This window comes from Rhodococcus sp. Ni2 (assembly GCF_021352185.1).
GTDB classification, from domain to species: domain Bacteria; phylum Actinomycetota; class Actinomycetes; order Mycobacteriales; family Mycobacteriaceae; genus Rhodococcus_F; species Rhodococcus_F qingshengii.
On sequence record NZ_WOXZ01000001.1, the window covers coordinates 2,721,027 to 2,743,949 of the forward strand.

General features: G+C 61.7%; 22 protein-coding genes. 14 read left to right on the forward strand and 8 right to left on the reverse strand.

The window, feature by feature from the left end; translation table 11 throughout:
- The first annotated feature begins 239 nt into the window (after positions 1–239).
- From GN300_RS13210 to GN300_RS13220, 3 genes are read left to right on the forward strand one after another with little or no spacing between them, the layout of a single operon-like run.
- Positions 240–2,006 (forward strand): multicopper oxidase family protein, encoded by a 1,767-nt coding sequence (locus GN300_RS13210; protein ID WP_063315197.1) that lies wholly within the window; start codon positions 240–242, stop codon positions 2,004–2,006.
- 36 nt (positions 2,007–2,042) lie between these two features.
- Positions 2,043–3,257 carry a CaiB/BaiF CoA-transferase family protein gene (locus GN300_RS13215; RefSeq protein WP_007732303.1) on the forward strand — a complete coding sequence of 405 codons (1,215 nt, stop codon included), beginning with the start codon at positions 2,043–2,045 and terminating at the stop codon, positions 3,255–3,257.
- A 16-nt stretch (positions 3,258–3,273) separates the two neighbouring features.
- Positions 3,274–4,170: a hydroxymethylglutaryl-CoA lyase gene (locus tag GN300_RS13220; protein WP_370852725.1), complete on the forward strand. Its 897-nt coding sequence runs from the start codon at positions 3,274–3,276 to the stop codon at positions 4,168–4,170.
- A gap of 6 nt (positions 4,171–4,176) precedes the next feature.
- On the opposite strand, the gene GN300_RS13225 is transcribed toward GN300_RS13220, so the two are convergent.
- From GN300_RS13225 to GN300_RS13245, 5 genes are all read right to left on the reverse strand, one after another.
- Complete coding sequence (locus tag GN300_RS13225; protein ID WP_054781389.1) at positions 4,177–4,482, reverse strand: hypothetical protein; 306 nt, start codon at positions 4,480–4,482, stop codon at positions 4,177–4,179.
- A gap of 47 nt (positions 4,483–4,529) precedes the next feature.
- The gene (locus tag GN300_RS13230; protein WP_058038241.1) at positions 4,530–5,627 is read right to left on the reverse strand and encodes a hypothetical protein; all 1,098 of its coding nucleotides are present in this window, start codon (positions 5,625–5,627) and stop codon (positions 4,530–4,532) included.
- Positions 5,624–6,691, reverse strand: coding sequence for a sensor histidine kinase (locus GN300_RS13235; protein WP_058038242.1), 1,068 nt, complete (start codon positions 6,689–6,691; stop codon positions 5,624–5,626). The genes GN300_RS13230 and GN300_RS13235 overlap by 4 nt, the downstream gene beginning before the upstream one ends.
- Positions 6,692–6,822: 131 nt before the next feature.
- Positions 6,823–7,089, reverse strand: a complete 267-nt coding sequence (locus GN300_RS13240) for a response regulator transcription factor (RefSeq protein ID WP_370333094.1) — start codon at positions 7,087–7,089, stop codon at positions 6,823–6,825.
- 143 nt (positions 7,090–7,232) lie between these two features.
- On the reverse strand, positions 7,233–7,943 hold the full coding sequence (locus GN300_RS13245) for a LuxR C-terminal-related transcriptional regulator (RefSeq protein WP_058038243.1): 711 nt from the start codon (positions 7,941–7,943) through the stop codon (positions 7,233–7,235).
- A gap of 183 nt (positions 7,944–8,126) precedes the next feature.
- On the opposite strand from GN300_RS13245, the gene GN300_RS13250 reads away from it, so the two are divergent.
- From GN300_RS13250 to GN300_RS13285, 8 genes are all read left to right on the forward strand, one after another.
- Complete coding sequence (locus tag GN300_RS13250) at positions 8,127–8,651, forward strand: TetR/AcrR family transcriptional regulator (RefSeq protein WP_202427151.1); 525 nt, start codon at positions 8,127–8,129, stop codon at positions 8,649–8,651.
- Complete coding sequence (locus tag GN300_RS13255) at positions 8,648–10,132, forward strand: NAD(P)/FAD-dependent oxidoreductase (RefSeq protein WP_058038244.1); 1,485 nt, start codon at positions 8,648–8,650, stop codon at positions 10,130–10,132. Before GN300_RS13250 ends, GN300_RS13255 begins: the two co-directional genes overlap by 4 nt.
- Positions 10,129–11,844, forward strand: coding sequence for a GMC oxidoreductase (locus GN300_RS13260; protein WP_007732329.1), 1,716 nt, complete (start codon positions 10,129–10,131; stop codon positions 11,842–11,844). Before GN300_RS13255 ends, GN300_RS13260 begins: the two co-directional genes overlap by 4 nt.
- Positions 11,828–12,475: a hypothetical protein gene (locus GN300_RS13265; protein WP_058038245.1), complete on the forward strand. Its 648-nt coding sequence runs from the start codon at positions 11,828–11,830 to the stop codon at positions 12,473–12,475. Before GN300_RS13260 ends, GN300_RS13265 begins: the two co-directional genes overlap by 17 nt.
- Before the next feature lie 285 nt (positions 12,476–12,760).
- The gene (locus GN300_RS13270; RefSeq protein ID WP_003943517.1) at positions 12,761–13,315 is read left to right on the forward strand and encodes a Fur family transcriptional regulator; all 555 of its coding nucleotides are present in this window, start codon (positions 12,761–12,763) and stop codon (positions 13,313–13,315) included.
- Between the two features lie 31 nt (positions 13,316–13,346).
- Positions 13,347–14,798 (forward strand): catalase, encoded by a 1,452-nt coding sequence (locus tag GN300_RS13275; protein WP_003943483.1) that lies wholly within the window; start codon positions 13,347–13,349, stop codon positions 14,796–14,798.
- Positions 14,799–15,067: 269 nt separating this feature from the next.
- The gene (locus GN300_RS13280; RefSeq protein WP_003943463.1) at positions 15,068–15,754 is read left to right on the forward strand and encodes an HAD family hydrolase; all 687 of its coding nucleotides are present in this window, start codon (positions 15,068–15,070) and stop codon (positions 15,752–15,754) included.
- Positions 15,755–15,760: 6 nt separating this feature from the next.
- Entirely contained in the window at positions 15,761–16,750 is a 990-nt protein-coding gene (locus GN300_RS13285) for an LLM class F420-dependent oxidoreductase (RefSeq protein WP_007732341.1), read from the forward strand.
- Here GN300_RS13285 and GN300_RS13290 read toward each other — a convergent pair.
- Both GN300_RS13290 and GN300_RS13295 read right to left on the reverse strand, forming a co-directional pair.
- Complete coding sequence (locus GN300_RS13290) at positions 16,647–18,026, reverse strand: sensor histidine kinase KdpD (protein ID WP_042446646.1); 1,380 nt, start codon at positions 18,024–18,026, stop codon at positions 16,647–16,649. The genes GN300_RS13285 and GN300_RS13290 overlap by 104 nt on opposite strands.
- A complete protein-coding gene (locus GN300_RS13295; RefSeq protein ID WP_003943475.1) occupies positions 18,023–18,727 on the reverse strand; it encodes a response regulator transcription factor in 705 nt (234 codons plus the stop codon). The genes GN300_RS13290 and GN300_RS13295 overlap by 4 nt, the downstream gene beginning before the upstream one ends.
- A gap of 167 nt (positions 18,728–18,894) precedes the next feature.
- Between GN300_RS13295 and GN300_RS13300 the strand changes: the two genes are divergently transcribed.
- From GN300_RS13300 to GN300_RS13310, 3 genes are all read left to right on the forward strand, one after another.
- On the forward strand, positions 18,895–19,359 hold the full coding sequence (locus GN300_RS13300) for a hypothetical protein (protein ID WP_003943487.1): 465 nt from the start codon (positions 18,895–18,897) through the stop codon (positions 19,357–19,359).
- Between the two features lie 219 nt (positions 19,360–19,578).
- Positions 19,579–20,382, forward strand: a complete 804-nt coding sequence (locus tag GN300_RS13305) for a metal-dependent hydrolase (RefSeq protein ID WP_047270024.1) — start codon at positions 19,579–19,581, stop codon at positions 20,380–20,382.
- A gap of 118 nt (positions 20,383–20,500) precedes the next feature.
- Positions 20,501–22,246 (forward strand): cholesterol oxidase substrate-binding domain-containing protein, encoded by a 1,746-nt coding sequence (locus GN300_RS13310; protein ID WP_058038264.1) that lies wholly within the window; start codon positions 20,501–20,503, stop codon positions 22,244–22,246.
- A 5-nt stretch (positions 22,247–22,251) separates the two neighbouring features.
- Here GN300_RS13310 and GN300_RS13315 read toward each other — a convergent pair whose 3' ends face one another.
- Entirely contained in the window at positions 22,252–22,920 is a 669-nt protein-coding gene (locus GN300_RS13315) for a hypothetical protein (RefSeq protein ID WP_063315195.1), read from the reverse strand.
- Positions 22,921–22,923 lie beyond the last annotated feature (3 nt).

Consider the following 22,923-nt stretch of genomic DNA (forward strand, 5'->3'; position numbering starts at 1 on the left):
AACATACGTTCGAGTCAAGGGCATATTCGAATCTTCGGCTTCTCGCAAAGCTGCAAGAGTGCATCCGTTGTCCGCAAACGTGTTTCGTCGGGACGGAGGAGGTCGTCGAGTACGGCGACCGGTGCGGTGGGGTAAGGGTCGCCGATTCTTGAGCTTTGGTTGGAGAATGTCGTTGGTGTTTGACCGTGCGAGCACGCGGGTAACCCGCTCCGGATGCCGTCAGCGTGAGGGGGCCGTGAGTGGACGAGTCACACAAGATCCGTCGCCGATCGTTTGTTCAAGGGCTTGGCCTGCTGGCCGGTCTGAGCGCGTTGTCCGCTGGATCAGCGACGGCTCGACCACCTGATGTCGATCCACTGCGCCCGTTCCAACTTCCGTCGCCCCGTCTGGAACCGTTTCGGGAGACCCTTCCTGTCCTGCCGGGCATTTCGGGTGGCAACCTGGAGCTTCGTGCGGCATCGTCGATGCACCGATTCCATCCGGACCTACCGTCGTCGCCGTCGCTGGGTTACGGCGGAATGGATTATCTGGGCCCCACCATCGAAGCTCACGTCGATCAGCTCGTCACAGTCCGATATGCCAATGACATTTCTGCGTATCCGCTTGCCGCGGATGTCGATCCGGGTCTGCACGGCGTCAGCGACCTCGACCGCACACAGGTCCCCACCTCGCTTCACCTGCACGGAGGAGTTACTGCACCGCAGTTCGACGGGCATCCGGAGCTGATCCAGCGTCCGGGCGAAGGTTTGGTTCACGAGTACACGAATGGTCGTGCAGCCGGCAATCTTTGGTATCACGATCACGCCATGGGAATGACGCGCCTCAACGTCTACGCCGGGCTGGTCGGGATGTATTTTCTCCGTGACGACGCAGATACAGGCACCACCGGGAATTCTCTCGGCTTGCCGTCCGGCGAATTCGAGCTTCCGATGATTCTGCAGGACAAGGTCTTCACCTCCGACGGTCAACAGAGTGTCCGTTCCACGTGGCTCACTCCGCAGGGTTCCTGGGATCCGGCGACTCCCGGTGACGTGGGTGTAGTGAACGGCGTCGTATGGCCGAAAGTGGAGGTGGCTCGCGGACTGTACCGATTGCGACTGCTCAATGCCGCAACCTATTCGGTGTGGAATCTGCACTTCGCAAATCGTATGCGGTTCTGGGTGATCGGTTCCGAAGGAGGATTTTTGGCCGCTCCTGCGCCGACGGATCACGTCCGGCTGAGTCCGGGTGAACGCGCTGATCTGCTTGTCGACTTCAGTATGCTCGAGCCGGGCACGACGGTGGAATTGCGCAACGACGAACCGGTACCCCTTGCGGTGGCGCAACGCGGCACGCAGGTGATGCCGGTCTTCTGTCGGTTCGACGTGGGCAGCGCAAAGGGATTCACCGGCTCGATCCCGCAGCAGCTGAATTCCGTTGCTGCCGAACCGGCGTCCCCGGATGTGGTGCGAAATCTCACGATCATGCAGCTGTCGCGTCCCTCGGATTACCCGTCGATCACTATGTCGCTCAACAATTTGCGGTTCACTGATTCGGATATCGAACTGCCGCGTCAGGGAACCATCGAGCAATGGAATCTGATCAACATCACCACGGAACCACATCCGATTCATCTGCACCTGGTGGCGTTCCGCGTTGTGGGACGCCAAAGCCTCGACACTGCAGCACTGATGCAGCGGTATCCGGTGCCTGACTTGGGGGTCCGGTGGACGCCGTCGGCAGAGGAATTCGTGACCTCTTCGCTGCGGCCTCCCGAAGTGTGGGAAACGGGGGAGAAGGACACTGTCATCGTGGATGCCAACTCGATCACCCGCGTGATCGTGCGCTTTCCGACGGCCGACGAGTTGGGCTTCGATCCGGATGCAACTTTCGCGAGAGGTTCCATGGCAGACCACTCGGCACACGGAGAAGCCGGTATGGGGGACCTGCAGGGGTACGTCTGGCACTGCCACATGCTCGATCACGAAGACCACGACATGATGTTGCGATATCGGGTGGTGACGTAGCCTTCAAGGGGAGAAAAGTTCCCAGAGGAGGCAGCTGTGTCGGAAGGTGCGCCCACCGGGCCCCTGGACGGATATCGGGTGATTGAACTCGGAACCTTGATCGCCGGGCCCTTCGCCGGGAAACTGCTCGGCGACATGGGCGCCGACGTGATCAAGATCGAATCGCCGGACCGCCCGGACCCGCTTCGTACCTGGGGTCAGGCCGAGCAGGACGGTCATCGATTCTTCTGGACAGTTCACGCCCGCAACAAGCGGTGTGTGACGTTGGACCTTCGCGTCGACGCGGGACGAGACCTGTTTCTGAATCTGATCGAACATGCCGATGTGGTGGTCGAGAACTTCCGGCCGGGCACCCTCGAGAAGTGGGGCCTGGGATTCGACGTTCTCAGTGCGCGCAATCCGAAGTTGGTGTTGGCCAGGGTATCCGGTTACGGGCAGAGCGGACCGCAAGCCAAGAGCGCCGGCTACGCCTCGGTTGCCGAAGCGGTCAGCGGATTTCGGCATCTGAACGGTTATCCAGGGCAGGCGCCTCCGCGTATTGCCCTTTCGCTCGGAGATTCTCTCGGCGGGATGTTCGCCGTTCAGGGAGTGCTGGCGGCGTTGCTCTCACGAGAGCGGACCGGCCGTGGTCAGGTGGTCGACGTTGCCCTCACGGAATCCTGTCTGGCGGTGCAGGAATCCACGATCCCGGATTACGATCGGGGCGGGATCATCCGGCAGCCCTCGGGAACGAGATTGGAGGGTATTGCGCCGTCCAACATCTATCAGACCTCTGAAGGAAACTGGGTGGTGATAGCAGCCAATCAGGACACGCTCTTCGTGCGTCTGTGCACCATCATGGGGCGACCGGAACTAGCGCATGACGACCGCTTCTCCAATCATGTTGCGCGTGGCAAACATCAGGACGAGCTCGACGAACTGATCAGTGCCTGGGTCGCGCTCCAAGATCCCACCAGCCTGGTGGAACGCCTCACCGAAGTGGGAGTTGTTGCCGGGCCGATCAATACGGTTGAAGATGTCGTCAAGGATCCGCAGCTGATCGAGCGGGGGATGCTCGTCGACCACTACGACGAGCGGATCGGTGAAAACGTCCTCGGCCTGGGCGTCGTGCCTACCTTCAGTGAGACACCCGGATCCGTGCGCAACGCGGGAGCGTCGGCGCCGGGTCACGACAACTCCTCGGTGTGGGGCGGGCTCCTCGGACTCTCGGACGACGAGCAGGCAGAACTGAAGATGAAGGGCGTGATCTGACATGTCGGTACCTGGCGTGGGTATTCCAGCAGTCAGTATTCGTGAAGTCGGACCACGGGACGGGTTGCAGATCGAAGACCCGGTGTCGCTGGCCGAGAAACTTCGTCTTGTCGACGCTCTGGCTGCGACGGGTGTTTCGCGTATCGAGGCGACGTCGTTCGTCTCACCGCGCGCTGTGCCGGCGTTGGCCGACGCGGAATTGTTGGCAGCAGAACTGCACCAGTGGCCCGGCATCGAGTTCTCGGCATTGGTCGCCGGAATCGGTGGAGCGAAACGGGCCGTCGCCGCAGGAATGAAAACCGTCGAATATGTTGTGTCGGCATCGAATGGCCACAGCGAGGCCAACACTCGGTCGACGACGGAGCAAGCGACCGAACGTATCGGAGAGGTCGTCCGGATCGTCCACGACGCCGGAGGACGGGTGGAGGTCATCGTGGCCACAGCCTGGGACTGTCCGTTCGACGGTCCAACCGACCCGGATCGTGTTCTGCGGATTGCGGAGCAGGCCAAGGAGTTCGGTGCTGATCAATTCTCGATCGCAGATACCATCGGCACTGCCACGCCGGGGCGTGTCGGACGATTGATCGACGCTGTGGGCGAAAGAGTAGGTGACTTCGGCTTGGGTGCGCACTTCCACAACACGCGTGGCGCTGGTCTTGCTTGCGCGTTTGCGGCTGTGCAGCACGGTGTTCGAAACCTGGACGCGTCCACCGGAGGTCTCGGTGGTTGTCCGTTCGCTCCCGGTGCCAGTGGCAACATCGCGACGGAGGAACTGGTCTACATGCTCGAAGACATGGGCATCGCGACAGGTATCGACTTGGATGCGAGCATTCGTGCCGCTGCCGTTGCAGAGGAGATAGTGGGCCATACGGTTCCCAGTAATCTTCTCCGCGCCGGCGATCGGAAGCGGTAGGGACCTTTACTCTTCTCGGTTGGGTGATACCAGCTGCAGTCTGACCAGCTGCTCGTGCGCCGCCGGCGGCCAACCGATGCGCTGCTTCTCCAGATACCAGGCACCGGCGGCAAATGCGATCGCGAGGACGATCCAGATCGAGACGCTTCCGATCTGAGAGCCCAGGTCGCTCGACGAGGACACTTCGCCTGTGCTGTAGTCGTATTCCGTTGTCGTGGTGATTCCCTCTACTGCGAAGGTCCACAGAATCGGAAGGGCACACAGTGCGGCGAGGGCACGTGCGACATGCGCTGGACGCAGTTCGAAGATCATTCATTTCTCCTGGTGATCGACCCGGTGAATCTCACTCTCCTCGAAAGCTATTCGGGTTCGACGGCGCTGTCTGTAGTCGGATCGACGGACATGGACGAGGTGCCGAGCTCTCCCCGGCCCCCCTGCCGTAGCAGCTGCATTCCGTTGTGATCGAACTCGATTCGTCGAACGTCTTCAGTATCGACCAGCATCGTGGCCATAGCGGTACGCCGAGGTGGAAGGATCCGTATGGTCACTTTTCCTCGCGTGATCGCGGTGAGTTCCCGGACGATGCTCGAGTGGATTCGGTCGCGCACGTCGGCGTTCGCGCCATCCATTCCGTGGTCGTCGAGCAGGACTACTTCGACGCCGCGGTTTCGAGCGGCACGCACAGCATCGATGACATCTGTCTGTTGTAAGCCTGTCGCCCTCAGTGAATCTCGGAGTTGCGCCTCGAGGAGTTCGCATTCTTGCCGCTCGGTGGTTGTCAGTGGAACCCCGGAAGCGACCCGTTCGAGGAGCGGGCGTGCAAGGACATCGAGCCTGTCGAGTTGAGCGTCGCGTTCCTCGAGAATCGCAGCACTGGCGGATGCAGAGGCAATTCGTTGGGTGGACTGCTCACGAAGTTCGTAGATAACCCTGGCTTGAGGACGGATGGTGTATGCGAAGAAGGTCGACATCAGAACAGGGCCCGCGTTGATGACCGTCAACGACACTCCGTACATGGCCCCCTGGCCGGTGGTGGAGGACCAGATGGCGGTCACCAACACCATGAGTCCAAGCCCGAGCCACGCGAGTGCTGTACGCCCACGAACGCACATGAAGGTGAAGACTGCCGTCGACATCCCGAACATCCAGAGTTGAGTCATGTCGTTGACGGGGACTGGAACCACTGACAACACCAGGCCGCTCGTGACGGCGCCGGTCAGAGACACCAGAACGCTCTGCCCCAGCGGCATCGGGTCGCCTCTGCTCAGAACGAGTGTGAAAGCCGCAGTCGAGCACACGATAATTGCCAAGATCATCGGCCAGACTGCGCGGACGTCGGACGACGTGTAGGCGACCGAGATCACGCAGGTGAGCGCGAAGCATGCAGCCATGAATCGAGCAGCACGGCTGTGCATGCCGAGAAGATCGCGGACATCTCGTCCGTCCGGTCTGGTCATGTCATCACCGCTACGGGCAAGCTCAACGTCAGAGTCACCGAAGTGCCGCGGCCGGGTGACGATCGAATGGTTGCCGATCCGCCGTCGAGTTGACGCATTCTGCCGCGGATGCTGACAGTGATTCCGAGGCGATGCGTCTCGACGGAGCTCGGATCGAAGCCGACGCCGTCGTCGGTGACGACTACTTCGAGGTGGGTGGCGGTTGCCGTGACCGTGACCGAACGCCGTGCACTGCTTCCTGCGTGTTTGACGCTGTTGCGCAGTGCCTCGGCCATCGCACCGGCCATCGCACGAATCGAGTCGGGTGCGTATCCGCTCGGATCAGACCCGTCGGAGAGGGCGGTCTCGAACGTGATGTTTTCGTCCACTTCCGAAGCGGCTGAACGCAACTGAGCGAGGATTCCGTCGAAGTCGAAACTCGTCTCGTGGTCGGTTCCGGAGCGCAGTTCGTCGAGTCTTGCCACCGTCGTTCGCGCCTGAGCGACGACCGAGGGATCGGCATCGTTTCTCGAAGCAGCGAGCAGAGTCGACATCACGGTGTCGTGGATGAGTGCGTCGAATCTCTCGCGTTCGACGGATTTGGCCTCGGCCGCGGCGGCGCCGGCGGCAGCGGCATGAGTGGTGGCGATGGTCGCATCCAGTACTCGTCCGGTTCGCAAGGCCATGACGGCCGCTGCTACGAAAACCGCGCAAAATGTCCAGGCGAAGGCGAGGTCGGGAACCAACAGGTGCGTCGTGGGACTCGTCCGGATTATGTGATTGGTCAACTGTGCGAGTGTTGCCACTACGAAAAGGTGCACGACGGCAGCGGCCGGTCGCCAAGCTGCAGCGGCAGCAAGGCTGGCGACGCCGGGGAAATTGGAAATCCACAAGGTGAAATCTGTGACGTGGTCACCATTCCACGCCGGCCACCACAGGAGGATGACCACGACGTAGAGAACCGCATTTGCGCTCGCAGTTCGTTTCACCCATCGGGTGTCGGCGTGGAACGTCGATGCTCCCAGCGCCAGCCCACTACCGAAAGTCGTGACCACCGCCAGTGGAGTCCACCACGACGCAGACATCGTGGTGGCTTCTGCAATCGCAGGGGCAAGCAATATCAAATAGCAGACATAGCCGGCGCCGATGAAGCGGCCGAAGAGCCTCAGAATTTCGTCAGAAGCACTGGCTGTTTTGTCGAAAGCAACTCTGTCGATCAGAGTTCGTCGATCGTCACTATCTGATCTTGTATCGCTCGCACGAGTAATTCGCATTTCGTCGGTGCGTTCCTTCCAACGTCGGCATACTTCTCGCGAATCCGCGACAGGTGGGTCCCCACCGTTCCCACGCTGATGTAGAGGTTTTGAGCAACGCGTGACTTCGAATCACTCAGTAGCCATTCCCTGAGAACCTCGATTTCGCGCTCCGAAAGGTGCGGTCCGACGGGATCCTGTGCCATGCAGTTTTCCACAGTGACTGTCATGAGTTTCGTCCTTACTTCTCTGTAGCGGAATGACAGACCCCCGACAGTGCCGTCTTCTTGTCAGATGAATGTAATTCGAAGAGGGAAATTTTTCCCAGACATCAATTCCTCTGCCCATATTTTCAGGGGCAGCGCTGTGAGAGTTATTGTTGCCGAACCTCATTGTTAGTCAAAGTCAGCTTTTTTCCGGAAGTAGGCCGTTCAGGAATTGGTAATACCCCGTCTTCGACCGCGCGTTTGTACAAATCCGTTTTTGTCGGTGCGGGTCGTCCGACAGCCGCATATTTCTGCCTGATGCGCTGGAGGTAGTCGTTAACCGTCTGCGGCGCCAAACCGGTGAGTCGCGCAACTCGATCCGCCTTCTCTCCGGATGCGTAAAGTTCGAGGACCTCGAGTTGTCGAGGGCTCAGACCCACTTCGTCGAGACCTGGATCCCCGTCGATTGCGGCAGCCCACTCTGTCGTCACCACCTGCCTTCCCGACGCGGCGGCGCGTATCGCATCAACCACGACGGCAGTCGGTTCGGACTTGCGTACAACACCCAGCACGCCGGCACGGGCGGCCGAGCGAACGAGGTACGGGTTTTCCGCCCCGGTGAAGATCAATGTCTCGAGCCCGGCGGACCGCAGTTGCTCGACATTGCTCTTGGGCGATGACCCGTCGGCCAGTCGGAGGTCGAGGATTGCCAGATCCAAGGCGACGTTCTGAGCGAGCATCTCGGACACAGTGGTCGCGATGCACACCAATTCGAGGTCCGGCTCGTCCTCGAGCATCACAGACACGCCGATTGCTACCGACTCGTGGTCTTTCACCAACCCGACACGGCGGTGTGGAAATGCTGTTTGCTCTGGCATAGCGATTGTTTCCCTCCGCTCGATGCGAGGACGTTATCAGGCAGAGCTGACTGACCGGTATGTTACGTGTCAAGATTTGAAGTCAGCCTGGACTGTTTTACGTTTCGGCTCTACAGTTGTCTTGTGACCGAGACCACTTCCGATGCGAAAGTAAGCCGTACCCAGGCCGAACGTACAGCGGCGATGCGTGGGCGCCTCCTCGACGCCGCCGTCGAATCGTTGGTCGAGCTGGGCTACGCACGGACCAGCACGCAAGAGATCGCCCGCCGCGCAGGCGTCTCGCGGGGTACGCAACTGCATCATTTTCCGACCAAGGAATCGCTGGTCGTCGCGGCCGTCGAGTATCTGGTCGACAAGCGGCTGGAAGAAATCCTCACCGCTGAAGTGGATCGTGGTCGAGGCCTCGAGGTCCTGTCGGACGCGTTCTCCGGGCCGCTGTTCTATGCCGCCCTCGAATTGTGGGTCGCGGCGCGGACCGATCCCGTTCTGCATGCGGCGACGGTGCCCCTCGAACGCAAGGTGAGTGAGGCGCTCGAGTTCGGCAGCGCCGAGTTGTTCGGTGATCGGTTCGATTCCGAGTCGGTCGAACTCACCATCGAACTCGTTCGTGGGCTTGCCGTCTCAGCCCTGTTTCGTACATCCGAAGCCGACGACGCGCTCAGAGCGCGACTGTTGCCGGCCTGGCAATCCCGAGTGGAGAAGAAGTGAAGCTTCCCGAACATGTCGAAACGCTGATCGTCGGTGCCGGATTTGCCGGTATGGGCTTGGCGGCCAGAATGCTTCGCGACAATCGCGCTGCAGACGTCGTGTTGATCGAGCGTGGAGCTGACATCGGCGGCACTTGGCGCGACAACACCTATCCAGGCTGTGCCTGTGACGTGCCGACGGCGTTGTACTCGTATTCTTTTGCGCCGAGCGCCGATTGGAGTCATACCTTTGCTCGTCAACCCGAGATCTACAACTATCTGAAGAAGGTGGCCGCAGACACCGGCATCGTGGAACGCGTAGTCCTGAACTGCGAACTCGAAGCTGCTGTGTGGGATGAGGATGCGGCGCTGTGGCGTATTCGGACATCTCGAGGGTCGTTGACGGCCAAAGCTCTGGTCGCCGCGACCGGAGCGTTGTCGACGCCCAAGATTCCGGGTTTTCCCGGTCTCGACCAATTCTCCGGGACCACTTTCCATTCGGCGACGTGGAACCACGAACACGAACTGCGTGGTGAGCGCGTAGCCGTGATCGGAACGGGAGCGTCGGCGGTTCAGTTCGTTCCCGAAATTGCCGACCCTGCTGCCCATGTCACCGTGTTCCAGCGAACTCCGGCTTGGGTGATCCCTCGGATGGATCGCACCCTGCCTGCTGCACAGAAGGCCGTGTACTCGCGGATTCCCGTTACACAGAAGGTGATTCGAGGGTGGGTTTACGGCTTCCGCGAGCTACTCGGTGCCGCGATGTCGCACGCGACGTGGGTGCTGCCTGCCTTCGAGGCGGCCGCGCGCCTTCATCTGCGCAGACAGGTGAAAGATCCGGAGTTGCGCCGGAAACTGACTCCCGATTTCACGATCGGTTGCAAGCGCATGCTTCTGTCCAACGACTGGTTGCGCACCCTTGACCGCGCGGACGTGAGTCTGGTCGACAGTGGGCTCGTCTCGGTCACCGAAAACGGAGTGGTCGACGGAAGCGGCGTCGAGCACAAGGTCGACACCATCATCTTCGCCACGGGGTTCACGCCGACGGAACCGCCTGTTGCGCATCTGATCACCGGAAAACGTGGCGAGACGCTGGCCGCACATTGGAACGGTAGTCCCAACGCGTACAAGGGTACTGCGGTCAGCGGGTTCCCGAATCTGTTCCTCATGTACGGTCCGAACACCAACCTCGGACACAGTTCGATCGTGTACATGCTCGAGTCCCAGGCCGAGTACGTCAACGACGCCGTGAACACCATGAAGCGAGAGCGGATCGATGCCCTCGACGTGAACGAGACGGTGCAGGTGCACTACAACAAGGGAATTCAGCACGAGTTGCAGCACACGGTGTGGAACAAGGGCGGATGCTCGAGTTGGTACATCGATCCGGAGGGGCGCAACTCGGTGCAGTGGCCGACGTTCACTTTCAAATTCCGTTCGCTGCTGGAGCATTTCGATCGGGAGAACTACTCCGCTCGCAAGATCGAAAGCGTCGAGGCATGACCGCGACGCACTACGACGTGGTGGTTATCGGTTCGGGATTCGGTGGCAGTGTCGCCGCTCTTCGCCTGACGGAGAAGGGCTACCGCGTCGGGGTGCTCGAAGCCGGTCGACGGTTTGCCGACGACGAGTTGCCTGAAACCAGTTGGAGACTTCGAAAGTACCTGTGGGCGCCGTGGATCGGATGTTATGGGGTTCAGCGCATCCATCTTCTTCCGGATGTGCTCGTGATGGCGGGGGCCGGCGTCGGAGGTGGGTCGTTGAACTACGCCAACACGTTGTATCAGCCACCCAATCGGTTCTTCGAAGACCGTCAGTGGGCGCATATCACTGACTGGCACGACGAACTGGCGCCGTACTACGACCAGGCCAAACGGATGTTGGGTGTTCGCACCAATCCGTCCTTCACTCCTGCCGATGCGGTGATGAAGGACGTAGCCGAAGAGATGGGCGTGGGGGAGACCTTCACGTCCACCCCCGTCGGGGTTTTCTTCGGGGAGGCAGGAGTTTCCGTGCCGGACCCGTTCTTCGGCGGAAAAGGACCCGAACGCACAGGTTGCACGGAATGCGGGGGATGTATGACCGGGTGCCGAGTCGGTGCGAAGAACACGCTGGTCAAGAACTACCTCCATCTCGCCGAGCAAGCGGGCGCCAGGGTTCATCCGCTCACGACCGTCACCGACCTTCGGCCGGCGGCAAGCGGTGGTTACCGCCTGCTCGCGAGGCGAACGGACGGCGTCCGCCGGCGAGAAGTTCGGTTCACCGCCGATCAGGTGGTGGTTGCCGCCGGAACGTACGGAACGGCGAGACTGCTGCTCGGTATGAAGGAATCCGGTGCCCTGCCGGGCCTGTCGGACACTCTCGGCACCGTCGTACGTACCAATTCCGAAGCCGTACTGGCCGCAACGTCGAAGTCGCGTCGACGGAACTTCACGCAGGGCGTAGCCATCACGTCGTCCTTTCACCCGGATGATCACACGCACATCGAGCCGGTGCGATACGGCAAGGGCAGCAATGCAATAGGACTTCTGCAGACCGTCCTGAGTGACGGCGGTGGGCGAACTCCCCGGGTGCTGAAGACTCTGGCAGTCGCGGCCCGGCACCCAGGAGCGTTTTTGCGATCGTTGTCGGTACGGAACTGGTCCGAGCGAACCGTCATCGCGCTGGTGATGCAGACCGACGACAACTCCCTCGAACTTTCCAAGAACACCAAACGATTCGGGCGCTCCCTCACCAGTAGACCGGGACCGGGCGATCCACCTCCTCAGTGGATTCCGCAGGGTCATACAGCCATTCGCAAGGTCGCCGAGAAGATCGACGGCGACCCGGGTGGTTCCATCGCCGAGATCGTGAACATCCCGATGACGGCACACTTTCTGGGTGGCTGCGCGATCGGTGACAGCGCGTCGAGTGGCGTCGTCGATCCGTATCTGCGTGCATACGGTCACGAGGGACTGCACGTCATGGACGGTTCGGTGGTGAGCGCAAATCTCGGAGTGAATCCTTCCCTGACCATCACTGCGCAGGCGGAACGAGCGTGCGCGATGTGGCCGAACAAGGGTGGCGCGGACGCCCGCCCGAAGACCGGCGAGCCATACGTACGTATCGATCCGACTTTGCCGTCCGATCCGGTGGTGCCGACGCATGCACCAGGCGCTTTGCGGCTTCCCCTGACCATTCGAGCTGAGAAGGTGTCCGATGTGGAGCGTGCCTGAATCGACAAGTGACCGCGTCGACTGGCCGGTGAGTGATCCGCCGCCGTGGCCGGCTCGCGTTCGCGCGACACTGTGGTGGCACCGCAGTACGTCGGCGGCACGCGAGCTCGGCCCGGATGGTCGAACGATTCCGATGACGGTGGCCATGATGGTGGACTACCTCGCTTCGCCGGTCGGCCCGTATCGCGAGATCCTCGCCAGTCCGGTCTTGCATGCGCCAGGGAAACGGATCGGGCCTATGCCGCGGATGGCGGTCCCTTTCATCGCGGTGGATTCGGAACCGTCGGTGCACGGTGGGCGAGTCCACTGGCAACTACCCAAGGTTCTGGCCGAGTTCGACGGAGACGTGCAGCAGAAATTTACTGCGACCGGCGACGGATGGCGGGTGCGTTCGGATACGCGGATGCTCGGGCCGCGTCTGCCGATTGCCGGGGCGTTGGGATTTGCGCAGCCGGAGTCCGGTGGAGGTCTGGCGATCGCGTCGGCAAGGCTGACGGGATCGTTCCGATACGCGCGCGTGAGCGTCGAGGCAGAGGGGCAGACCCTGCCGGACTGGTTGGCTGCGGGCACCCATCACGGCGTCGTGATTCTGGGCGGAAAAATGACTACGGGAGCGGCCAGGCGTCGGTAACGGGGGTTTGACCTGCGAAAAGCGACCAAGGCCGCCCGTCAGTGACCGGGCGGCCTTGGTCGTGTGGTGTGAAAGTCAGGTGTCGACGTCCCACAGGCGCCTCTCGGCGGGTGGTCGCTCGCAGCGACAAAAGGGGTGGGGCCCGGGGCTTGTTCGGACGCCGACAGGGTGTTCAACGGCGGTCTCCCCGGATTTGTTCCCGTCCTTGATATGTGACACCGGTCTCGATTCAACTTAGGCAATCCTTTTCTTGACTAATTCCAGAAAAGCGGCATACTGGGAAACATGCGAGACGGAGAGCATGACTTCGACCCCCGAGCGCAATTGCGCGCCGTCGGGTTGAGGGTCACTGCTCCGCGCCTCGCCGTGCTGGATGCGGTTACAGCCCAACCGCATTCAGACGCCGATTCTGTTGCAGCACTCGTGCGGCAGCAGCTCGGATCGGTATCCACACAGGCCGTTTACGACGTGCTGAAGGCATGCGTGAACGCAGGATTGCTGCGACGCATCGAGCCGGCGGGTTCGCCCGCACGGTTCGAGACGAGGACTGGTGACAACCACCATCACCTCGTCTGTCGCGGCTGCGGCAAGGTCGTCGACGTCGATTGTGTTGTCGGCCAAGCTCCCTGCCTCGAACCTTCCGATAATCACGGCTTCGAAATCGACGAAGCCGAGGTCGTGTTCTGGGGCCGTTGCGAAGATTGCCTGAAGAATTCTGCCGAATCCGACACCGAGTCGGACGCGGTCTCGCAGAATCGAATTGATGCGTCCAGAACCTCCGAGTCAGCCACCTCGCATGCAGCCCATGCGTTCGACTCGGATGCAGCCCCGCTCCTCTGACGCCCAGCCCACAACGCTAGGAGGCTTCGCCATGACCAAGCCCACCACCAACAATTTCGGTATCGCGGTCGCAAGTGATGACGAATCGCTGACCGCGGGTATTCAGGGGCCGGTGCTCCTTCACGACCACTACCTGATCGAGAAGCTCGCGCAGTTCAACCGCGAGCGTGTCCCGGAGCGCATCGTCCACGCCAAGGGCGGCGGCGCTTTCGGTGAACTCGTCATCACACACGACGTCAGCAAGTACACCAAGGCCGCGTTCCTGCAGCCGGGTAAGAAGACCGAGTCACTCGTCCGCTTCTCCACCGTCGCCGGTGAGCAGGGCAGCCCGGACACCTGGCGCGATCCGCGCGGTTTCGCGATGAAGTTCTACACCGAAGAGGGAAACTACGACCTCGTCGGCAACAACACCCCGGTGTTCTTCATCAAGGACGCCATCAAGTTCCCCGACTTCATTCGTTCGCAGAAGCGACTGCCCGGCTCCGGTCTTCGTGACCACGACATGCAGTGGGACTTCTGGACTCTGCGTCCCGAGACCGCTCACCAGGTGACCTGGCTGATGGGTGACCGCGGTATCCCGAAGACCTGGCGCAACATGGACGGCTTCGGATCGCACACCTACCAGTGGGTCAACGCTGCGGGTGAACGCTTCTGGGTGAAGTACCACTTCAAGACCGATCAGGGCATCGAGTTCCTGACGCAGGCCGAAGCAGACAGCCTCGCCGGTAGCGATCCCGACTACCACCGCGCGGATCTGTACAACGCCATCGAGGCCGGTAATTTCCCGAGCTGGACACTCAAGGTTCAGATCATGCCGGTCGACGAGGCCGAAGGCTACCGCTTCAACCCGTTCGACCTCACCAAGGTCTGGTCCCAGAAGGACTACCCACTGATCGAGGTCGGCAAGTGGACGCTGAACCGCAATCCGGAGAACTTCTTCGCGCAGATCGAGCAGGCTTCGTTCGAGCCGTCGAACGTGGTGCCCGGCATCGGATTCAGCCCGGACAAGATGCTTCTCGGCCGCGTCTTCTCCTACGCCGACGCACATCGTTACCGCATCGGCACCAACTACGCCGACCTGCCGGTCAATGCCCCGAAGAACGAGGTGAACTCCTACTCCAAGGAGGGCGCCATGCGTTACAGCTTCAATTCCCCGTCGACGCCGGTGTACGCACCGAACTCGTACGGCGGACCGCATGCCGATCCGTCGGTTGCCGGTGACGAAGGACTGTGGGCGTTCGACGGCAAGGCAGTGCGCGCCGGATACATCGAGCACGCCGAGGACGGCGACTTCACGCAGGCCGGAACGCTGGTCCGTGAAGTTCTCGACGACGCAGCTCGTGAGCGCCTGGTGAGCAACATTGTCGGCCACGCCCTTGCCGGCGTCAGTGAGGAAGTTCTGTTGCGTGTCTTCGAGTACTGGAAGAACGTCGACGCAGATTTGGGCAAGCGCGTCGAAGAAGGTGTACGCGCAGGTCAGTGACCCGCTGACATGAGCATCGCCTAGGTCTACCGAATGCGGACCGCTGCAAGGGAAATCACTTCCCGGCAGCGGTCCGTTTCCGTCTACCCAACTACAGAAGCGCAAACCAATAGACGAAGCATGCGAGAAGGAATACAACGACTGACTCCATGACGACACCCCTGTTCGACGTGCACTTCTGCTGTTCGCACTCTCCATGATCCGCTTCTCGAGCTGAGAATGCTCGGGGCACAAGTTTCGCGAACCGAGGTGTTGGGCAGTCAATTCCCATGGCAATAGGTGCGGTTCTCTTCGACATCGACGGAACGCTCGTCGATTCCAACTATCTGCACGTAGAAGCGTGGTCGCGAGCTTTCTTCGAGGTAGGTCGCCCGGTCGACGCGTGGCGGGTACACCGCAGCATCGGCATGGACGGAGACCAACTACTGGAGTCCTTGCTCGGCGAAGACATCGACGGGTGCGGACCGCGAGCCAAAGAACTTCACACCACGTACTACCGGCAGTCGGCCGACCGTCTCCGAGTACTGCCGGGAGCGCGCGAGTTGATCCGCCGAGTTCACTCGCTCGGACTGCATGTGGTGCTCGCTACCTCGGCGCCGGACGACGAACTGAAGTTGCTACGCCGGACGCTCGACATCGACGAAATGATCTACGCCGCCACCTCTTCGGAATCCGTCGACGAGGCCAAACCTGATCCGGACCTGATCGAGGTCGCGCTCGCGAAGGCAGGTGTCGACGCGGGCAATGCGGTCATGGTCGGGGATGCCGTCTGGGACATGAAGGCGGCGACATGGGCGGGCGTTGTGGCTGTGGGAGTGCGCAGCGGCGGCATGTCGACCGACGAACTCGAAGGTGCGGGTGCGGCTGCCGTGTACGACGACGCCCGCGACCTTCTCGACCACCTCGACGGCAGTGTGATTTCCGAACTCGTTTCAGGCCTAGATACCGGGAGTTGATCAGTGATGGCACGATTCGGCTACACCTTGATGACGGAGCAGGCAGGTCCGAAAGAACTGGTTCGCCATGCAGTTCGGGCCGAAGAAGTCGGCTTCGACTTCGAAGTGATGAGTGATCACTACTCGCCGTGGCTGACCGAGCAGGGGCATGCACCCTACGCCTGGTCGGTGCTGGGGGCAGTCGCCCACGCCACCGAGCGAGTCGGTTTGATGACGTACGTGACTTGTCCGACCGTGAGGTACCACCCCGCCGTCGTCGCTCAGAAAGCTGCGACGATCCAGATCCTCGCGGACGGACGCTTCACCCTGGGATTGGGAAGTGGCGAGAGCCTGAACGAGCATGTGGTCGGCGAGGGTTGGCCGTCCATCGACACCCGCCAGGACATGCTGCAGGAGGCGGTGAGCATCATTCGCGCACTGCTCGCCGGAGATCTGGTGAGCTGGAAGGGGGAGTACTTCGACGTCCAGTCCGCCAGGATCTGGGATCTCCCCGAGAACCCGGTTCCGCTGGCGCTGGCCATGTCCGGAGACAAGTCCGTCGAGCGTTTCGGTCCGATGGCCGACGATCTGATTGCCGTGCAACCGGATTCGGAGCTAGTGCACTTGTGGAAGCACGTGCACGGCCGAGCATACGGATTGGCTCCCGCAGGCCGGACCATCGGTCAGATTCCGATCTCGTGGGACCCTGATCGCGACACGGCAATTGCACGAGCTCATCAGCAGTTCCGGTGGTTCGGCGGAGGGTGGTCCGTGAACTCCGAACTGCCGACGCCGGCGAGCTTCTCGGGTGCGACTCAGTTCGTGCGCAAAGAGGATGTAGCTGAAAGCATTCCGTGTGGTCCCGATCTCGATGTGATCGTCGAAGCGGTCAAGGCATACACGGACGCCGGATTCACCGATGTGGCACTGGTACAGATCGGTGGAGATACCCAAGACCGATTCTTCGACGAGGCGGCCAAGCCGCTGCTCGAGGCTCTGCACGTCGAATTGGGTTGATCGAGAAGATCAATCGAGTTCCGCCGAGTGGGCTCTTGTCGAGTCGCGCGCTACCGCCGTGCAGCCTCGCCTGCTGCGCGACGAGGGCCAGTCCCAAACCGCTTCCGGCGTCGCCCGCACCGGTACCACGAACGAATCTCTCGAACATAGCTTCGCGTTCCGAAGGCGCGATCACGGTGCCGTTGTCGTCGACGAAAACCGTCGCCGAACCCGTCGCAGCCCCTGATCGGACGGTGATCTCGACTTCGTCGGCATTGCCGTGCCGAACGGAATTGGTGACGGCGTTGGTCAGCACCAGACGGATACCCGCGGGAAAGGCCTGAACCGAAAGTTCTTCCGGTGCTTTCAAACGAACGTCGACCTGCGGGTGCAGACGGCCGGCGTCAGCGACGGCGCGATCGGCAACCTCGACGAGATCGACGTCGGCACAATCCTCGGGATCGGCCACGTCACCCAGGGCTAGAGTCTCGAGGTCGGTCAGGGTGCGCTCGATCTGGCGCTGCGCTTCCAACAATTCGCCGGACAGTTCGCGCCGTTGGCTTTCCGTGAGATCGAGTGTTGCGAGAACTTCGAGATCGGTACGCATCGACGTGAGAGGTGTGCGCAGTTCGTGGGCGGAGACGCGAGCGAAATCGCGTGCCGACTCCAACGCCTCCTCGGTGCGGCTTCGATCGCTTTCGATGCGACTGAGCATGCTGTGGATTGCCTCCGACAGTTCTTCGGCTTCTCGCGTTCCACGTACCGACGGTGCCCGGCGCGAGAGTCCGTCGACGTCGAGGTTGTTGCCGATCGAACTGGTGGTCTCGGTCAATTGCTGTAGTGGCCGGACGGCTCGGCCGGTGAGGAACCAACCGAGCCCGGCCGCGGCAAGGATGGCGACCACTGCTGCAGCGGCCACTTGGAACTGCTGCTCACGGATTGCCTGGGTCAGTGGGTCTTCGGGGATGCTGACGGCCAGTGCGGCGCCGCTGTCGCCGGGCACCAGAACATCACGACTGCGAACATCGGTGGTAGCCAAGGCGCTGACGGTCGCGGCGTTGAATCCGGGGCTGACCACGGATGGTTCTGTTGTTGCAGTTGGTGTTTCGATGAATAGCGGGCTCGGCGCACTCGCCGCGACGCCCAGGGTGACGGAATCGAGAGTGCGTTCGAGTTGTTCGGATCCGTTGACACGCAGAAAGACCGCGAACGCAATTCCGATCGCGGCAATCACGATTCCGGCGGCCAGGCCCGAGGCGATGGCTACGCGAGTCTGAAGTGACAGCGGCCGCTTCATCGTTCGGCCCTCAGGACGAAGCCCACCCCACGCACTGTGTGGATCACGCGGGGCGCTCCGTCGACTTCGAGTTTCTTGCGTAGGTAGGTGACAAAGACGTCGACGACATTGGTGTCGGCGGCGAAGTCGTAACCCCAGACGAGTCGCAGGAGTTGTGCGCGACTGAGTACGACACCGGCGTGCTCGGCGAGTACCGACAACAGGTCGAATTCTCTTTTGGTGAGTTCGATTCGTCTACCGTCGATGTGCGCTCGATGGCCACGGAGATCGACCGTCAGCGGTCCCACCGTGATCGGATGGTCGACCGACGGGGTGGCTCGCGTCGTGCGTCGAAGCAATGCGCGGAGTCTGGCGACGAGCTCGGCCAACTCGAAGGGCTTGGTGAGGTAGTCGTCGGCGCCCGCCTCCAGCCCCGCGATGCGATCACCCACGGAACTTCGGGCGCTGAGCACGCAGATCGGAACCTCGTTGCCGATCGCGCGCAGGGCGGTCACCACCCCGACGCCGTCGAGGCCGGGCATGTTGACGTCGAGAACGAGCGCGGCCGGGCATTGCTTGTTCACCGATGACAAGGCCGATCGTCCGTCGACGGCAGTTGCCGTGTCGAAGCCCGACAATCGGAGTCCACGTTCGAGCGAATTCAGAACCTTCGCGTCGTCGTCAACGATCAGGATGCGCTCGCGTGTACTCACCCCAGCCATGGTGCCATCGGATCAAGGCCTGGGGCCTCGCTCGGAGCGAGGGCCGTCGCATTCTCATCAACTCCTAAGAAACCGACAACAGATCTGCAGTGTTGGCTTCATAACCTCGGGTTTCTCGGATGCGACCGCGCCGAGAACTCGAGAACGTTCGATCAAGGAGAACAACGATGACGCGATTGAAAGTGAACGGCAAGCGGGCCCGCCGGACCGGTGTGGTGGTGGCGTCCGTGGCGGTCCTCGGTATGGCAGTGGCGCCGGGAATCGCCTGGGCTTCCAACCCGATTTCCGACGGGTCACCGGTGGCGGTGCGGTCGATCGCGACCGCTCCAGCCGAGTTGGGTGTGGCTCCCGAAGTAGCGTGTGGTGTCGCGGCGCCGATTTCCGACGAGGAGCTGCAGAAGCTCATCGACGAGGGGAAGGTCGTGCGCGCGGAGGAGGCCGGTACGGCCGCAGTCACTATCGAAGTGCCGAGCGAAGCTGCGACATTCGTTGCGCGTGAAGGGGTGCCGGCGTTGCCGACCGTCGAGTGGGCTCCGACGACCGAAGGTGTTCCGGCAGAGGTGCTCGACATGGCCGGTGTCGCTCCGCTGGAGGAGGGCGTTGCCCTGTCATGCACGGTTGCCGCGGGCTGACGAGCGAAAAAAGCTCCGCATGAACCGCTTTGACCTGGAACGGTACGGCCGTACTCAACTGGGTCTGGAGGTTGGTCAAGCCTGTCGGTAGCACTTGCTACGTTCGGGGCGGTCTCGGCGAGCATGCCGGGGCCGTCGCCGACGGCGTCATGTGTGTGGTGTCTTGCAGAGGTGCGGTACGGCCTGATGCGGGGCGCGTTTCGAAAGGTGTTGTGTTTCATGGTCATGGGCCCCACCCACGCGATGTCCGGTGCTGCTGTGGGGTTGGTGGTTGCGGAGTTGTTGCCTCTCGACTGGGGAGGGCCCACATCCACTGCGGAAACTTTGACCTTTGCCGGGGTGTGCGCCGGAGCCGCCTTGCTTCCCGACCTCGATACCGGTCAGTCGACGGTTTCGAGGTCATTCGGTCCGCTCAGCAAGGCTCTGGCCAAAGGCATCGACGCAATTTCGGTGACTTTCTACCGCATCACCAAAGGCAAGAAGGACGGCAAGCGTCGTGGTGGGCATCGGACGCTCACGCACACCGCGCTGTTCGCCGCCGGGTTGGGTGCCGGGGTCTCGGCGCTGGTTGTTCAGTTCGGGAAGCCAGCCATCATCATCACCCTGTTCTTCTGCCTCGGGTTGGCCATCCGAGGATTGGCGGGTGAATTGGCCAAGGAGAAGGGATGGCTCGCGGTCTCCGCCGTTGCGTTGGTGCTCTCTGCCCTCACCTGGCAGTGGTATCCCAGCGAGGCCGGATCCACGGGGCTAGGTGTTGCGGTGGCACTGGGCTGCGCCACGCACTGTCTCGGCGATGCGATCACCAAGGAGGGAGTGCCGTTTCTTGCACCTCTGATCCCGCTCGGCGGCAAGCGATGGTGGGAGCAACGGCTGCCGTCATTCCTGTCCATCCGTGCAGGTGGGAACCTAGAGAAGGTTCTGATCGGGCCGGCTCTGACGGTTCTGACTGCCTGGTTGATCATCAGTGCGTTCGACGGTGCCCCGGAAGCGATCTACGCGGTATTCGCTCCGATGGTGCAGTGAGCTTCGGAAAACTTTTATTACGGAACCACTGGCATCGTAATCATATTTGTTCTACGTTCGTCCCTGACATGAACCGAGTCGGCTGACGGAGTGAGCAGTGGTGCATCAAGCAGAGCGCATGGCAGAGCACAGCTCGAGCGAAGACGGTGTGAGCCGGCGCGGATTTCTCGCAGCGAGTGCCGGCGCAGCTGCTCTCGCGGGCATTTCCTGGGCACCGGCAGGAGCAGTTCCCTGGGGCTCGGCATCGACCATCGCGCCACCGCCCGGATATCCGTCGGACATTCCGTTGTCACAGTCGGCGTACGCGAACTGGTCGCGAGAAATCATGCTCGACAGCGTGTGGACGGCCACGGCACGTCACAGCGACGACGTCGTCACCCTCGCCAACTGGGCGTTCGACAACGGGTACACAGTGCGTGCGAAGGGAACGATGCACGGGTGGAGCCCGTTGACGGTGGTGCCCGGCGCGCCTTCGGATCGAGTTCTGCTGGTCGATACGATGGCCAACTTGAATTCGGTTGTGGTGCAGCACGGCACGCCCGCAACGGTCACGGCGGGCGCCGGCGCCAGTATCGAAGCGATTCTGACAGCGCTCGAGCGAGAAGGGCTCGGCTGGGCCAACTCTCCGGCGATCGGTGAGCTGTCCATCGCCGGCGCGCTGGCGATCGGTGCTCACGGGGCAACCTATCCGGCGGTGGGGGAGACGATCACCCCTGGTCAATCGTATGGTTCGCTGAGCAACCTGATCACCGAGATCACGGTGGTGGCGTGGGACGAAGGCATCAATCGGTACGCACTGAAGACATTTCACCGATCGGACGTCGAGAGCACCGCCTTCCTGACCCATCTGGGTCGAACCTTCGTCACCTCCGTGACGCTGCAAGCCGGGGAGAATTATCGGCTGCGGTGCCAGAGTTTCACCGACATTCCGTGGCAAGAACTCTTTGCTGCTCCCGGTTCGCCAGGGCGTACCTACGAGAGTTTCGTCGAGAAATCCGGACGGGTGGAAGCAATCTGGTTCCCGTTCACGCAAACACCGTGGCTCAAGGTCTGGACACCGACCCCGGTCAAACCGCCGGAGTCCCGAGAGGTGAGCGGGCCGTACAACTACTTCTTCTCCGACGCGATTCCCGAAGAGGTCACCACCCCGTTGGGGATGGTGGCACAGGGTCTCCAAGGTGCGACACCGCTGTTCGGCGCCTCTCAGTTCGGCGCTGTAGCAGCAGGATTGGTGCTGACCGACACCGACGATCTCTGGGGCTGGTCGAAAGACGTTCTGTTCTACCTCCGGCACACGACCTTGCGCGTCGTAGCCGGGGGCGGAGCCGTGATCACCAAGCGGTCCAACATCGGCCGAGTCGTCCACGAGATGACGAGTTGGCTGAACGAACGAATGACGCACTACGCGTCGCTGGGGCAGTATCCCGTCAACATGCCGTTCGAAGTGCGTCTCTGCGGTGTCGACGATGACGGCGAGGTGTTGGTCGACAGCGCCGGAGTGCCGGACCTGTCAGCGGTGCGGCCGCGGGCGGATCGTCAGGACTGGGACACAGCGATCTGGATGAACGTGGTCTCGATTCCCGGCACCGCGGGATTGCCTGCCTTCCTTCGCGAAATGGAACGGTGGATGGTCGCGAACTACTCCGGCGATTACGCGACCTTCCGTCCGGAGTGGTCCAAGGGGTGGGCATTCACCGATCAGGCGGCGTACCAGGACGACGAATTTCTCACCAGCACAGTGCCTGCCACCTTTCGTGCCGGTGGCGACGGGAATTGGGACTTCGCTCTCGCCACTCTCGACGAGCACGACCCGCACCGCGTCTTCAGCAATACGTTCCTCGACCGCGTATTGCCACCCAGCTGAATCTCCTACTGCGGAAGCGGTTTGCGCCAACATACGTCGGTGACACGGATACGCTGATTGTTGTCACCGTTCCAATCGACGCTCAGTCCCTGAGTTCGGAGTGCGTCGGCTACCTGGCGCCCGACGGTCTGATCGGTGTGCGCAATCATATGTGCCTTGGCGGTTTCGTCGCCGCCGAAGGCAGCGGCGACCAGCGCGGGATCGAGATCGTGGGCCGGACGAAACGCACTGTAGGACAAGTAGAGATCGGACGGCTCGTCGCCGAGACGCTCCGCATCTTGCATGTGGAAGAACGTGTACGCCCACTGAGCAAAGGGATACCCGTTCTCGTCGGGTTCGGACGGCGTGCGTTCGTCGTCGATTTCGGTAGTGCCGCACTGCATGCAGCAGGTGAAGTTCATCCGGGCCACGATGCCGTTGCGTTCGAGTTCGGCGAAGGCTGCGGAGAGGCGCTCGAAGTCTCCGGGAGCCGTCCACTGGGTCTGCTCCTCGACTCTTCGGTCCCAGACCTCACGCACTACTGCGTCGATCTGTCTGCCGAGTTCGTCGTTCTCGAAGCCGCCCTCGACACAGTCTCGGGCGGCTTCGCAGATTTCGTCGAACGTAGCGAAACCTGGGACTACCAGTTCGCGTGCTTGCTCACGTACGGCGACGATGTCGGCCTCACTGAGCACCGG